Genomic DNA, 14,063 nt, shown 5'->3' with positions numbered 1-14,063 from the left:
GCCGATGACAAGCAAGAAACATGCCCCAATGCAGTGCGGCTTGTGCCGCAGCCCTAATCGGCCTTCTGGCCGAATCTCTCCACGAGCTGCGCGATCCGCGACGGGTCGCTCTGCTCCATCACGCGCCGCGCGAAGCGCGCGCAGTCGTCGATGTCGAGGCTGCGCACCGCCTGCTTCACCCGCGGGATGGAGCTCGCATTCATCGAAAGGCTGCGCAGCCCGAGCCCCAGCAGCAGCGGCACGAGCTTCGGGTTGCCCGCCATCTCGCCGCAGACGCTGACCGGCATGCGCAGCCGCAGCGCCGCCTCGGTGGCGAACTGCATCAGCCGCAGCACCGCCGGGTGCAGCGGGTCGTAGAGATGCGCCACGTCGATCTCGGCGCGGTCCACGGCCAGCGTGTACATGGCGAGGTCGTTGGTGCCGATGGCGAAGAAATCCGCCTCCAGCGCGATCGCGTCGGCGGCCAGCGCGGCGCCCGGCGTCTCGATCATGGCGCCCAGCGGCGGCAGCTTCTCCGGCAGGGTCTCGCCGCGGCGGCGCAGGCGACGCGCCACGCGCTCGTAGATCTCGCGCGCCTGGGCGACCTCCTTGGGCACGGTCACCATGGGCAGCAGGATGCGCACATTGCCGAGGCTGGAGACGCGCAGGATGGCGGCGAACTGCTCTTCCAGCAGCTCCGGCTTCTTCAGCAGCAGCCGGATGCCGCGCAGGCCGAGCGCGGGGTTGGGGCCGGTCGGCACCGGCACGCCCTGGGCCAGCGCCGCCATGTCCTTCTCGCCGCCCCAGTCGAGCACGCGGATGGTCACGGGGTCCTGGCCCATCGCCTCCACGATCATTCGATAGGCCTCGACCTGCGCGTCCTCGTCCGGAAGATCCTCCCGGTTCATGAAGAGGAACTCGGTGCGCAGCAGGCCGATGCCCTGGGCGCCGGCATTCGCGATGAGCGGCAGCTCGGCCGGAATCTCCAGGTTCGCCTGCAGCTCAACCTGCTGGCCGTCGGTCGTCTCGGCCGGCAGCCTGCGCAGCTTGCCCAGCCGCGCGCGCTCCTTGGCCTGGGCGGCGAGGCCCTCCTTGGCGGCGGCCAGGGCCTCCGCGCCGGGATGCAGCGTCACACGGCCCGCGCCGCCGTCCAGGATGGCCGCGTCGCCGCGGCGCGCGGCGGCGGTCAGCCCGTGGCAGCCCAGCACCGCTGGAATGCCGAGGGCACGCAGCATGATGGCGGTGTGGCCGTCGGCCCCGCCCTCCTCGGTCGCGACGGCGGCGACGCGGCCGGGCTCGAGCAGCGCGGCATCGGCCGGCGTGAGCTCGTCGGAGACGAGGATGGCGCCGGCCGGCACGTCCTTGAGGCTGCGGAAGGGCGTGGCCGTCAGGTTGCGCACGAGGCGGCGGGCGATCTCGCGCACCTCGCCGGCGCGGCGGTTCAGCCCGGCCTTGTCGTCGTCCTTCGCGGCGAGGATGAGGGCGGCGATGGCTTCCGCCTCGTCCTGCACGGCGGTCTCGGCGGAGAGCAGCTCCTCGCCGATCCGCTTGCGGGCGCCCCGCAGCAGCCGCGAATTGCCGAGCATGAGGATATAGGCATCGAGCAGCGGCTCGAGCTCCTCCTGCGCCTCCTCGGGCAGCACGGAGAGCCGCGTCTTGAGCTTGGCGACCTGCTTGCGGGAGAAGGCGGCGGCATCCGTGAGCCGGGTGCGCTCGGTCTCGACCTTGTCCTCGACGATGCTGCGGCGCGGCACCTCGGCCGGCGACTCGGTCGTGTCGTAGATCTGCCCGATGACGATGCCGGGCGAGACGGGGATGCCGTTGAGCCGCTGCTCAGCGGCGCGGTGGGTGCGAGGATTGCGGCGCGCGGCATCCGCGGGCCGGAGGTCGGTCTTGCTCGGACCCTCAGTCTTCATGGAAGCCGGCTTCGATGAGCCCGGCCACCGCATCCAGCGCTTCGCGCGCGTCCCAGCCCTCGGCCTCCAGCACCACTTCGCTGCCCTGGCCGGCGCCCAGCATCATCAGCCCCATGATGGAGCAGGCCGGCACGGTCTGACCGGCGCGGCTGAGGCTGAGGCAGGCGGAGTAGCGCTCGGCCAGCGCGACCAGCTTGGCGGCGGCGCGCGCGTGCAGGCCGCGGCTGTTCACGATCTTGATGGAGCGCTTCAGCACCATGCCACCCTCGCAGCCACAACCCATCTCGACCGGCGGCGCTTCCACCGCGGAGGCGGGATGCGGGGCGGCTTCGGTCTCCGTGGGCCATTCGTTCATCATGCGTTTCCGCCTCCGGGGGGTTTCGACGATGGCACGGGGGTGCCGTTCACGCCATTCGGAAGATCACTGGCCGCGGTGATGTACTTGCGGCCGGCCTTGGCGGCGTGGTCCACCGCCTCGGCCAGCGGCTCGGAGCCGCGGATCTTCGCGAGCTTCACGAGCAGCGGCAGGTTCACGCCGGCGATCACTTCGACGTGCTTATGGTCGCAGAGCGAGAAGGCCAGGTTGGAGGGGGTGCCGCCGGCGATGTCGGTCAGCAGCACCACGCCGTCGCCCTGGTCGACCTCGGCGATGCGCGCGCGGATGTCGGCGCGCCGGTTCTCCATGTCGTCGTTGGGGCCGATACACACGGTGGCGACAGCACGCTGGGGGCCGACAACATGCTCCATGGCGTGGCGCATCTCGAGCGCCAGCCGGCCATGGGTGACGAGCACGAGGCCGATCATGATTCGCAGTTCACAGGCATCGACATGGAAGGGCTGGGGGCCGCCTTCTCGGGTGCAGTCTGGGGTTCGGATCTGCCGGCCATTGGGGAGGCCGCGGCGATCATCGGGGCGGATATATCGTGCGTCTGGCCCAATTCCCGATGCGCCAGATCAGCACGCCAGCCCTGCTGCCGGAGATGAGCTGCCAACTTTTCCGCCACGAAGACGGATCGGTGCCGTCCGCCCGTACATCCCACGGCAATGGTGAGATATTTTTTCCCCTCGGCGACGTAGCGGGGCAGCAGCGGCTCGATGAAGCCGGTCAGCCGCGACCAGAAGCCCGCGAAATCCGGGTCGGCCGCGACGTATTCGGCGACGGCGGCGTCCCGTCCGGTGAGCGGCTTCAGCGCCGGCACGTAGTGCGGATTGGCCAGGAAGCGCAGGTCGAAGACCAGGTCCGCCTCGCGCGGCAGGCCCTTGGGGAAGGCGAAGGACTGGATGTGCAGCGAGAGGCCGGGCGCGCCGTCCGGCCGGAAGCGGGCTTCGATCAGCCGGCGCAGCTCGGGCAGAGGCAGGTTGGAGGTGTCGAGCACAAGGTCGGCGGCGTCGCGCAGCGGCATCAGCAGCGCCGCCTCCATGCGGATGCCGTCCAGCACGCGGGCGCCGAGCGGGCCGCCGGGCGCCAGCGGATGGCGCCGCCGCGTCTCGGTGTAGCGGCGCAGCAGCACGTCCTCCTCGGCGGTCGCGAAGACCAGGGTGGTCGCGAGGCCCGCCCGGCCGCGCATCCGCGAGAGGGCGGCCAGCACCTCGGCGGCGTCGAAGCCGCGTGTGCGGGCGTCGATGCCGGCGGCGAGCGGGCCCTCGCCGTCCTGCACGAGGGAGTCGAGGATGGCGAGCGGCGGGTTGTCCACCGTCTCGAAGCCAAGATCCTCCAGCACGCGGAGGATGGAGGCCTTGCCGGCGCCCGAGAGCCCCGTGACGAGCACGAAGGGCCGGGCCCCGAAAGATGCCTCCTTCGCGCTCACGCCGCGAAGGCTCCGCAGGTGAGCGTGTGTTTCTGCGTGAGCGCGCCCATGGCGCAGGCCAGCACTTCCGGCGCGGAGGCGGCGGCGCCGTTCATCTCCAGCAGGGGCAGCGCGACGCCCAGGGCTTCCCATTGCTGCGGCGCGGGTAGGCGAGCGACCTGCTCGCGCGCGACAAGGCGGGCGGCAACGCGCAACGGCGCGGCCCGCCATTGGAGGCCCTCGACGAGGCCCAGCCCAAAGACCTCCATCCGCCCCGCGAGTTCGGGGGGCGGCGAAGCCTGCAGGCGGCCGTCGACGGCCTTCAGAACCAATTGGTCATCCGCCACCAGATCCCAACCGCGTCCGAGCAGACGCAGCAGCAGGTCGGACTTGCCACCGCCTGGAGGAGCGAGGATCAACACCGCCTCGCCTTCCAAAGCCGCACAGCTTGCGTGCAGGAGCATCCCGGCTGCCAGAATGTTTCAACAGGTTACTTTATGGCAGGATTGGGGCTGGCACGAAAGGGCGGTCAGGTTACGGGGAATATGCATGCAATTTGATCGATCGGCCATCGCCGCCGCCGCCCGCCGCATCGCTGGGGACATCCGCCGGACGCCGCTGCTGGCGATGCCGGGATGGGGCGTGCTGAAGCTGGAGATGCTGCAGCTCGCCGGCAGCTTCAAGCCGCGCGGCGCCTTCAACCGGATGCGGGCGGCGGGCGCGGGGCCGGCCGGCGTGATCGCGGCCTCCGGCGGCAATCACGGCGTGGCGGTGGCCGCGGCGGCGCAGTCGCTGGGGATCAGGGCGGAGATCTTCGTCCCGGAGATCTCCGCCGAGGCGAAGCGGGCGCGCATCCGCGGCTTCGGCGCGCAGCTGGTGGTGGGCGGCGCCAGCTACGACGAGGCCCGGCAGGCCAGCGAGGTCCGCGCGGCCGAGACTGGCGCCCTGGTGGTCCATGCCTACGACCAGCCCGAGGTCCTGGCCGGCCAGGGCACGGTCGCGCTGGAATGGGAGGAGCAGGCGCCGGAGCTCACGCACCTGCTGGTGGCGGTGGGCGGCGGCGGGCTGATCGGCGGCATCGGGGCCTGGCACCGGGCGAGCGGCGTCACGCTCGTGGCCGTCGAGCCGGTGGGCTGCCCCTGCCTGCACGACGCATTGGCGGCAGGGCGCCCGGTGCCGTCGCCGGTCGGTGGGCTCGCGGCGGACAGCCTGGGGGCGCGGCAGGTCGGCACGCTGATGTTCCCGATCGCCGCGGAGCTGCATGCGGCAGGGCGGCTGACGCCCGTGCGGGTGACGGACGAGGCGATCCGCGCGGCGCAGCGCGCACTCTGGGAGAATGCACGGCTCGTGGCGGAGCCGGGCGGCGCGACGGCGCTGGCAGCACTGCTCAGCGGCGCCTGGGTGCCGCCGGCGGGGGCGAAGGTCGGCGTGCTGGTGTGTGGGGCGAATACGGACCCGGGTTCGGTCGCTTGATCGGCAGGCCGCTCGCGCCAACGAAGCATCCGGCCGCACGGTGGCCGGCGCCGCCCACTCAACTTCCCGGCCGGGTGCGCCGGCAGCGCGGCGAAGGCAAGGCGGCGGAGCCGCCGCCCGCCGTTTGAGGGCGGAATAAAATCTCCTTCAGCGGATCAGGATCGGCGTCAGCCCGTGCCGCGCAGCGGCCCGCGCCAGCGTCCCGTCCGCCCGGACGGCCCCCAGGAAGCTGTTCACCTCGCCCAGCCAGGCCGGATCGTTCAGCGGCAGCGCCCAACCATAGAGTGTCTCCCCAAAGCGGTCCGGCGGCTCGATCACCCGCGCCCAGTCGTGCATCAGCAGCATCCGCCGCGTGTAGGCGAAGTCGCTCATGAAGACGTCCGCCCGGCCGGACTGGATCTCCGCCTCGCGCGAGCGCGGCGGCGCCACCACCAGCATGTCCGCCCGCCGCAGCGTCCGGCCCATGAGCGGCTCCATGATCGTCCCGGCCGCCACCGCCACCACCGTGCCCGGCGTGTCGATGTCCGCCCAGTTCCGGATGCGGGTGTTGTCCCGCGTGGTCACCGCGAAGATCGGGCTGGCCAGGTAGGGCCGGCTGAAGGCGACGCGCAGCGCCCGGGCCGGCGTGATGCCGACGGCCATCATGGCGATGTCGCAATCCCCCGCCTCGATCCGGTCCATGAAGGACATGAAGTTGGTCTCGACGAAGCCGAGGCGGACCGATAGACGCCCGGCCAATGCCCGTGCGAGATCGATGTCCATGCCTTCGAGTTCGCTGTTGCGCGAGTTGCGATAGGAGATGGCAAAATAGTCAGGCCAGATGCAGACTCGCAATTCGCCGCGGGACCGGATCGCGTCCAACCGGGGAGGGAGAGAAATTTGCGCCCATGCCTCGCAAATTGGGACGAGTCCTGCAATAACAGCCAAAGCCATGCGCTTTAAAGCGATCCGCGACAGCATCCGACGCTCCTTCGCACCCGCCACCACCGAGCCGGGGCCGACCCAGGCCGCACCTCGGCCCAGCCGTCTTTACGCGGTCGTGGCGGGACTCGTCATCTTCTGCCTGCTCGCGGTCTACGGGATTGTCATGTACCGCGGCCGGGTCGAGGCCATCGCCGCGGCCGAGCGGCTCACGCAATCCGTGTCGGAGGCGCTGGCCGACCAGCTCACCCGCGCCATGCAGACCGTCGACCTCGTGCTGCTCGACCTGGCCGAGCGCTCGACCGACGGCAACGCGGAGGCCTTCACCGGTCAGCGATCCAACCTGCTGCGCGACATCTCGCAGTTGCGCGGCATCGTGCTGACGGATGCGAGCGGCACCATCCTGGAATCCACCGCCGAGGGGCTGGCCGGCCTCAGCCTGGGCGATCGCGAATGGTTCCGCGTGCTGCGCTTCGGCGGCCAGCAGCTCCGGCTCGGCACGCCGGAGAGCGGCCGCTTCATCGCCGCGCCGAATGCGCGGCCGATCAGCGAGACCGGCCTCTGGTCCATCCCGCTCGCCCGCGCCATCCGCAACGGGCGCGGCGAGTTCGACGGCGCCGTGGTGGCGCTGCTGAACCCGGAATACCTCGTCACCATCTCGCGCCGCTACGCCGAGGCCTTCGGCGTCAGCATCCGCCTGCACTCCTTCAACGGCGCGCTGCTCGCGCGCTCCGACGGCAGCCGGGCGGGGATCGGGCAGATCCATCCCGGCGCCTGGCCCTTCCGCAACTTCCTGCCCCGGCGCGAGAGCGGCACCTTCGTCGGCATCGACCAGGACGGCGTGGACGTGATGGCCAGCTTCGCCGTCACCCGGCAGGGCTTCTTCGTGGTCGAGGTGGCGCGCAGCCGCAGCGACGCGCTGGCGGGCAACCAGTCGCTCGGCCTGCTGCTGGGTCTCGGCGTGGGCGGCGCGGGGCTGTTCATCCTGCTGGCGCTCTGGCTGATGGTGCGGCAGGCGCACCGGCTGCGGGCCCAGGGCAACCAGCTCGCCCTCTCCGAGGCCGCGGCGCGCGCCGGCTCGCGCGCCAAGGAGGACTTCCTCGCGAGCATGAGCCACGAGATCCGCACGCCGATGAACGGCGTGATCGGCATGACCGGGCTCCTGCTCGACACCAAGCTCGACACGCTGCAGCGGCGCTACGCCGAGACCATCCAGAACTCGGCCGAGCACCTGCTGATGGTGCTCAACGACATCCTGGACTTCTCCAAGCTGGAGGCCGGCGCCGTCGAGCTGGAGCGCGTGCCCTTCGACCTGGAGAAGGAGATCGGCACCATCGTCGAGCTCTTCGCCCCCCGTGCGGCGAGCAAGGGCGTGGAGCTGGTGGTCGCCATGCCGCCCGAGCTGCCGCGCCTTGTGGTCGGCGATCCCGGGCGGTTCCGGCAGGTGCTGTTCAACCTCATCGGCAATGCCGTGAAGTTCACCGACAGCGGCTGGATCGAGCTGGAGCTCTCGGCCGAGAGCCTCGGGCCGCGGCGCGGCTGGCGGCTGCGCTGCGACGTGATGGACACCGGCATCGGCCTCGACCCCGCGCAGATCCCGCTCCTCTTCGAGCGCTTCACCCAGGCTGACGCCTCGATCCGGCGCAAGTACGGCGGCACCGGCCTCGGCCTCGCCATCTGCGTGCGCCTCGCCGAGGAGATGGGCGGCGGGCTGGAGGCGGCGCAGCGCGACCCGACGCGGCCGCGCGGCGGCGGCAGCCGCTTCACCTTCACCGCCCAGCTCGGCCAGGTTCCGGGCCCCGTCGACCTGCCGCCGGCCGAGGCGCTCGCGGGCCTGCGCGTGCTGGTGGTGGACGACCTCGCCCTCAACCGCGAGATCATGTCCCGGCAGCTCGCCGGCATGGGGGCGGAGGCGCTGCTGGCGCCCGACGGGCCGACGGCGCTCGCGACGCTGCAGAAGAGCGCCGGCGCCGGACGCCCGGTGCGCGTGGTCCTGCTGGACGGGCAGCTCGCGCAGGTGCGCGGGATCGACGTGGCCCGGCAGATCCGCGCGCTGACGGAAGTGCCGCGCGCACCGATCCTGCTCTGCTCCTCCGGCGCGGCGCTCGGGCGCGAGCAGCCCGAGGACGGGCTGGTGGATGCCATGCTGCTGAAACCCATCCTGCCGGCGCGGCTGCGTGAGGGGCTGCTCATGGCCGTGGCGCCGCCCGCCGCGCCGCTGGCACCCGCCGCCGCCCCGCCGGTGGAGGACGGGCCGCGCCGCAAGATCCTGCTGGTCGAGGACAATGCGACCAACCAGCTCGTGATGAAGACCATCCTGGGCCGCGCCAATTGCCAGGTGGACGTGGCGCCCGATGGCTCGGTCGCCGTGACCATGGCGCATGGGCAGGTCTACGACGTGATCCTGATGGACCTGCAGATGCCGGTCATGGACGGGCTGGAGGCCACGCGGCAGATCCGCGGGACGGCCAATCCCAATCGCCGCACGCGGATCATCGGCCTGACGGCGGCCGTGGGCCCGGTCTTCGAGGCGCAGTGCCGGGCGGCGGGGATGGACGACTACCTCAGCAAGCCCGTCCAGCGGGCGGCGCTGCTGGAGCGGCTGGGCCTGACCCTGGCCTGACGGCGCCCAAGGGGCCGAATTGCTTCGGATACAGGCATCGGCAGCGATTCATGAACTATCGCCCGTATGGGTAGGGGCAGGGATCCCCCGCCGATATGTCTCAGCCTCTACGCTTTCGAAATACCGCCCTTTGAATCGTGAATTCCGATCAATTTTCTGAACGGAATTCACGCGGCTCATACCTGCGTATGACTGACATCCCTCCCCGAACAGGCGGAGTCTGGTGGGCAGCGACGTTGCGACCGATCGGGATGTCCTGTCCCGCCCGCAGCCTCGATGACCCGGACGCCGCTCCGGAAAGCTGGAGGATGCAGCCCATGACCATGTTCAACCGCCGCGATGCCCTGCTGGCCATGACGGCCGGCGGCGCCGCCGCCGCCACACTCGCCCAGGCGCAGGCGGCCGATGTTCCGCAGCCGAGCCGGGGGCCCGGCTTCGGCGGCACCGATCCCGGCCCCCGCAACATCGCGCTCGACACGGCGCATCCCAGCCTGCTGAACCCGCCCTCCACCGACAGCGGAACGATCCCGAACCTGCGGTTCTCCTTCTCCGACGCGCCGATGAAGCAGTACACGGGCGGCTGGACGCGGCAGGTGACCGCCCGCGAGCTCGGCATCTCCAAGCCGATCGCCGGGGTGAACATGCGGCTGAATGCCGGCGGCGTGCGGGAGCTGCATTGGCACAAGCAGGCCGAATGGGCCTTCATGCTCTACGGCACCGCGCGAATCTCGGCGGTGGACGAGAAGGGCCGCAACTTCGTCGACGATGTCGGCCCCGGCGACCTCTGGTACTTCCCGGCGGGCATCCCGCATTCCATCCAGGGCCTGGCCGCCGACGGCTGCGAGTTCCTGCTGGTTTTCGACGACGGCGAGTTCGACGAGGACAGCACCTTCCTCCTGAGCGACTGGTTCAAGCATGTCCCGCCGGACGTGCTCGCCAAGAACTTCGGCGTCGGCGCCGAGAACTTCCGCCAGCTGCCGGACCCGTCCAGCCGCTACATCTTCCCGATCCCCGTCCCCGGCGCCCTCGCTGCCGACCGGATCGCCGGCGCCACGCAGGTGCCGCAGGTCTTCAGCCACCACATGACCGCCCAGGCGCCGGTCGCCTCGCGTGGGGGCAAGGTCTGGATCACCGACAGCTCCGTCTTCCCGATCTCGCAGTCGATCGCGGCCGCCCTGGTCGAGATCGAGCCCGGCGGGCTGCGCGAGCTGCACTGGCATCCGAACACCGACGAGTGGCAGTACTGGATCGAGGGCAAGGGACGGATGGGCGTCTTCGCCGCGCACGGCCAGTCGCGCACCTTCGACTTCTCGGCGGGCGACGTCGGCTACGTGCCCTTCGCCATGGGGCACTATGTCGAGAACACCGGCGACACCCCGCTGCGCTTCCTGGAGATGTTCAAGAGCAGCTATTACGCGGACGTCTCACTGGACCAGTGGCTGGCCCTGACGCCGCCGGAGCTCGTGCAGGGCCATACCGGCTTCAGCGACACGGTGATGCAGGCCCTGCGCAAGGAGAAGACGCCGGTCGTGGGGTGAGTCCGCTCAGACCTTCCAGACCTGCTCCGGCCTGGTCCAGAGCACGGGATCCTTCATCGCCTCGGCGAGGTTCTTCGCGACAGCGTCGAGGATCGCCTGGCCCTTCTCCGCCGTGGCCGCGCGCGGGTCGCCCTTCACGCCCGTGCGGGGCGCGCGCTCGGCGAAGCTGTAGAAGCGCGAATAGCCGGGGCGGACCTGCGTGCCGGCATTGCCGCCGGCGGCCTCGTCGATCTTGCCCTTCCGCACCTGACCGTCGTCCAGCGCGAGCCAGACCGCCGTCTCGCCCTCGCAGGCGTGCATGACGCCGGGCTGGGTGGTCAGGGTCTTCGCGATCTCGACGGGCGCGACGCTCGGCCAGGTCGTGGTGACGATCGCCATGCCGAACTCATGCGCGAGCTCGCGCACCGAGACGGCCAGCGGATCGACGTTGCCGCCATGGCCGTTGACGATCAGGAGTCGAGAAAATCCCTGGGCCTGCAGGCTGCGGGCGATGCAACGCAGAAGGGCATGCAGGGTCGCGTGGTCGATGGTGATGGTGCCGCCGAAGGGCAGGTGGTGCTCGGAGAGCCCCGTCCAGAGCGGCGGCAGGACGATGGCGGGGATGTCGGTGGCGAGCTTCGCGGCGGCCACGGCCATCGCATGGGCGATGAAGCTGTCGGTCCAGACGGGCAGATGCGGGCCGTGCTGCTCCAGGCTGCCGATGGGCAGCACGGGCAGCGCGCCCCGCTCGGCCAGGGCCTTCAGCTCAGGGCCGGTATGACGTTCCCAACGGACTTCCATGAGGCATGCTCCTTTGATGGGCGGGAGCATGCCTCGTTCCGGAAGCGACGCAACCCGGCTCAGGCCGGGACGCCGACCTTCATCTTCTCGGCGATCTGCACCGCGTTCAGGGCCGCGCCCTTGAGCAGCTGGTCGCCGCAGAGGAACAGGTCCAGGCCGAACTCGCCGAAGACCGGGTTCGCGCGGATGCGCCCGGCCTCGACATCGTCCTGCCCCGTGGCCGTGATCGGCATCGGGTACTGCTGCTTCGCGGGATCGTCGATCACCTTCACGCCGGCGGCCTTGGCCAGCACCGCGCGGGCCCCTTCCGGCGTCACGGAGCGCTCCGTCTCGATCGTCACCGCCTCGGCATGGACGCGGTAGGTCGGGATGCGGACCGCCGTGCAGGAGATCAGGAGATCGGGCATGCCCATGATCTTCCGGCTCTCCCAGGCGACCTTCATCTCCTCGCGCGTGTAGGCGTTCGGCTGGAACGTATCGATCTGCGGGATGACGTTGAAGGCCAGCGGGTGGGAAAACACCTCATGCTGCGCCGGCTGGCCCTCGATGAGGACGCGGCGCGTCTCGCGCTCCAGCTCCGCCATGCCCTCGGCTCCCGCGCCGCTCGCGGCCTGGTAGGTCGAGACGATGACGCGCTTGAGGCCGAAAGCCTGCCGCAGCGGCTCGAGCGCGACCACCAGGATCGCCGTGGTGCAGTTCGGATTGGCGATGAGGCGGTGGTCGCCGATCACGTCGGCGTTCACCTCCGGCACCACCAGCGGCACGTCGGCCTCCAGGCGGAAGGCGGAGGAGTTGTCGACCACGGCCACGCCCTCGGCCGCCAGAGCGCGCGCATGGGCCTTGGCGAAGTCGCCCGAGACGGCGAGCAGCGCGAGGTCGAGATGGCGGGCCGCCTCGAGGCTGTATTCCTCGATGGTGATCTCGCCGAAGGGCGTTTTCGTTTTCGTGCCGGCACTGCGCGTGGAGGCGAAGAGCTTGAGCTCCGTCACCGGAAAGCGCCGCTTCGCGAGCACTTCCACAATTTCCTTACCGACCGCGCCCGTGGCGCCGATCACGCCGACCCGCATGTGCAGGATCCCTTCGAGTTAAGAAACGGCGTCGTTTAGCGCGGCGCGCGCGGGAAGGCCAATGCCTTCAGGGCGTTCCGGTCATGCGAAGGTGAGGTGGCGCCTAGATCGGCTCCAACCGCGTCAGCCGTGACGGATTGATCTCCGCCAGGAGCACGCTGCCGTCCGGATGCAGCGCGATCCCATGCGCGCCGTTCAGCACGGCCCGCGCCCGGCCCATCAGCGCGCCGTCGCGGGAGAAGATGGAGAGGCGCGGCACCTGGTCCGTCACCCACCAGTTCCCCTCGGCGTCCGAGATCACGTCCATCGGCTTGTGGACGTCGGTGATCTCGCGGAGGAAGGCACCGGAGGCGGAAAAGATCTGGACCCGGCTGTTGTCGCGGTCGCACACCGCCACCTCGCCGGCGACGTTCATCCAGACGGCATGCGGCGTGCAGAACTGGCCGGGACCGCGGCCCGGCTCGCCCCAGCCGCCGTCGGGCGTGCCGTCGGGCTTGAAGCGATGCACGCGCGAGGCGGCGTAGCCGTCGCCCACGAAGGCGCTGCCGTCGGGCGCGAAGCAGATGTCGCAGGGGCTGTTGAAGGGCTCGCCGGCCATGTGGCGCGTGCCCAGCGCGCCGAGCTTCAGCCCATCGGAGGCGAAGCGGGTGATCTCGTGCGCATCGCGGTCCACGACATGGACGCTGCCGTCCGGCGCGGTGGCGAGCATGTGGCCGTCCATCACGCCCTCGCCCCAGAGGTCCAGCCGCATGCCGTCGGCGCCGAGCACCGCGACGGTCGGGGCCGGCACGCCGTCGTAGGGATCCGCCCGCAGCAGCACGAAGATTCGGCCGTCCGCGTCCACCGCCACGTCGGTCACGCGGCCGGGACCGGCAGGCACGTCGCCCCAGGGGCGTTGGATGCGGTAGCGGCGCGCGCCGAGCGTGACGTGGAGGAGCATGTGACGAGCTTGCCATGCGTTGCGAAAGGCGGCCACCGTCCCGCGCATGATTCGACATCAGCAGGTCAGAGAATGCATATCCGAAAAGATAGTAACTTTTTCAATTATATATAATTCCATCGGCGGCTAGTACCGGCGTGCTGACCGGACATTGACCGGACACACCACTCAAATGCCGATCACCGCGAGCGCCAAATCGTGGTCTGCTGAACCAACGGTTAGGAGGAGTTCGACGGCCCACATTGCCGCCTTGTCCGCTATTGATCGGCCTCGTCCACGACCCGGGCGCGCACCCGCACCAGCCCGTGCGTGGGGCCCCGCGGCGGGGTCTATTATTTCACCAGCCCGGGCCGGAAACAGTACCTGCCGCGGTAGCGGATGCTCAGATCCTCGGCGGGACGCTACGCCGCCTTTCGGCCGAGGCCAATTTCCTTGGCCAGCGCGGAACGACGCTTGGCGTAATTCGGCGCGACCATGGGGTAGTCTGACGCCAAGCCCCACTTCGCACGGTACTGATCGGGCGTCAGGCCATAGGACGTCTGCAGGTGCCGCTTGAGCATCTTCAGCTTCTTCCCGTCCTCCAGGCAGATCACGTAATCGGGCTTGACGGACTTCTTGACCGGCACAGCCGGCTCCTTGGTGACGGGAGCAGCGATGGGGGCGACGGAAGAGCCGAGGCCGGCGAGGGTACGGTGCACCTCAGTGATGAGCCCCGGCAGATCATTCACGGAAACTGGGTTGTTGGACACGTGCGCCGAGACGATCTCCGCAGTGACGCCCAGCAGATCGTCAGCATTTGTGTTTTCGGACATTAATATTCTCCATTGCATCGGGAGAATATATATAGATATCTAGCATGGATATTAAAGTAGGATCCACTAGAATCAGGATAGCCCTCACGATGAATTAGGCGCCCGCTGCCCCTTGCTGTCACCACCACTGCCGCAGCCCCTGCCGGACCTCTTTACTGGCCTCGGCCGCCTCCCGCACTATTTGCGGCCAGCCATTCCTCTTCCGTCTCACATGGCTTCGGCCCCAC

General features: G+C 70.0%; 13 protein-coding genes. 3 read left to right on the top strand and 10 right to left on the bottom strand.

Annotated features, from left to right (window positions below):
- Positions 1-53: 53 nt before the first annotated feature.
- From ptsP to AC1ROY_RS32960, 5 genes are all read right to left on the bottom strand, one after another.
- Positions 54-1,895, bottom strand: coding sequence for a phosphoenolpyruvate--protein phosphotransferase (ptsP, locus tag AC1ROY_RS32980; protein WP_493153196.1), 1,842 nt, complete (start codon positions 1,893-1,895; stop codon positions 54-56).
- Positions 1,885-2,178 (bottom strand): HPr family phosphocarrier protein, encoded by a 294-nt coding sequence (locus AC1ROY_RS32975; protein ID WP_493153228.1) that lies wholly within the window; start codon positions 2,176-2,178, stop codon positions 1,885-1,887. The genes ptsP and AC1ROY_RS32975 overlap by 11 nt, the downstream gene beginning before the upstream one ends.
- 71 nt (positions 2,179-2,249) lie before the next feature.
- Positions 2,250-2,699 (bottom strand): PTS sugar transporter subunit IIA, encoded by a 450-nt coding sequence (locus AC1ROY_RS32970; protein WP_493153195.1) that lies wholly within the window; start codon positions 2,697-2,699, stop codon positions 2,250-2,252.
- Positions 2,696-3,703 carry an RNase adapter RapZ gene (gene rapZ, locus AC1ROY_RS32965; protein WP_493153194.1) on the bottom strand — a complete coding sequence of 336 codons (1,008 nt, stop codon included), beginning with the start codon at positions 3,701-3,703 and terminating at the stop codon, positions 2,696-2,698. The genes AC1ROY_RS32970 and rapZ overlap by 4 nt, the downstream gene beginning before the upstream one ends.
- Positions 3,700-4,146 carry an HPr kinase/phosphorylase gene (locus AC1ROY_RS32960; protein ID WP_493153193.1) on the bottom strand — a complete coding sequence of 149 codons (447 nt, stop codon included), beginning with the start codon at positions 4,144-4,146 and terminating at the stop codon, positions 3,700-3,702. Before AC1ROY_RS32960 ends, rapZ begins: the two co-directional genes overlap by 4 nt.
- An 85-nt stretch (positions 4,147-4,231) precedes the next feature.
- Here AC1ROY_RS32960 and AC1ROY_RS32955 point away from each other — a divergent pair, with 85 nt between their 5' ends.
- A complete protein-coding gene (locus tag AC1ROY_RS32955) occupies positions 4,232-5,155 on the top strand; it encodes a serine/threonine dehydratase (RefSeq protein WP_493153192.1) in 924 nt (307 codons plus the stop codon).
- Positions 5,156-5,302: 147 nt separating this feature from the next.
- Here AC1ROY_RS32955 and AC1ROY_RS32950 read toward each other — a convergent pair whose 3' ends face one another.
- Positions 5,303-6,088 (bottom strand): substrate-binding periplasmic protein, encoded by a 786-nt coding sequence (locus tag AC1ROY_RS32950; RefSeq protein WP_493153227.1) that lies wholly within the window; start codon positions 6,086-6,088, stop codon positions 5,303-5,305.
- Between AC1ROY_RS32950 and AC1ROY_RS32945 the strand changes: the two genes are divergently transcribed.
- Together AC1ROY_RS32945 and AC1ROY_RS32940 are read left to right on the top strand one after the other, a co-directional pair.
- Positions 6,087-8,699: a hybrid sensor histidine kinase/response regulator gene (locus AC1ROY_RS32945; RefSeq protein WP_493153191.1), complete on the top strand. Its 2,613-nt coding sequence runs from the start codon at positions 6,087-6,089 to the stop codon at positions 8,697-8,699. The two genes, AC1ROY_RS32950 and AC1ROY_RS32945, sit on opposite strands and share 2 nt — an antisense overlap.
- Before the next feature lie 317 nt (positions 8,700-9,016).
- Entirely contained in the window at positions 9,017-10,237 is a 1,221-nt protein-coding gene (locus AC1ROY_RS32940) for a cupin domain-containing protein (RefSeq protein WP_493153190.1), read from the top strand.
- A 6-nt stretch (positions 10,238-10,243) separates the two neighbouring features.
- On the opposite strand, the gene AC1ROY_RS32935 is transcribed toward AC1ROY_RS32940, so the two are convergent.
- The 4 genes from AC1ROY_RS32935 to AC1ROY_RS32920 form a co-directional block, all read right to left on the bottom strand.
- The gene (locus AC1ROY_RS32935) at positions 10,244-11,017 is read right to left on the bottom strand and encodes a creatininase family protein (protein ID WP_493153189.1); all 774 of its coding nucleotides are present in this window, start codon (positions 11,015-11,017) and stop codon (positions 10,244-10,246) included.
- A 59-nt stretch (positions 11,018-11,076) separates the two neighbouring features.
- On the bottom strand, positions 11,077-12,084 hold the full coding sequence (locus AC1ROY_RS32930) for an aspartate-semialdehyde dehydrogenase (RefSeq protein WP_493153188.1): 1,008 nt from the start codon (positions 12,082-12,084) through the stop codon (positions 11,077-11,079).
- A gap of 103 nt (positions 12,085-12,187) precedes the next feature.
- Entirely contained in the window at positions 12,188-13,024 is an 837-nt protein-coding gene (locus AC1ROY_RS32925) for an NHL repeat-containing protein (RefSeq protein WP_493153187.1), read from the bottom strand.
- A 401-nt stretch (positions 13,025-13,425) separates the two neighbouring features.
- Positions 13,426-13,836 (bottom strand): Ros/MucR family transcriptional regulator, encoded by a 411-nt coding sequence (locus AC1ROY_RS32920; protein ID WP_493153186.1) that lies wholly within the window; start codon positions 13,834-13,836, stop codon positions 13,426-13,428.
- Positions 13,837-14,063 lie beyond the last annotated feature (227 nt).

It is taken from the genome of Roseococcus sp. GW821-FHT12F05 (assembly GCF_058806835.1).
The sequence above is the reverse complement of the archived record's forward strand: the minus strand, read 5'-3'. Positions and strand labels throughout refer to the sequence as shown.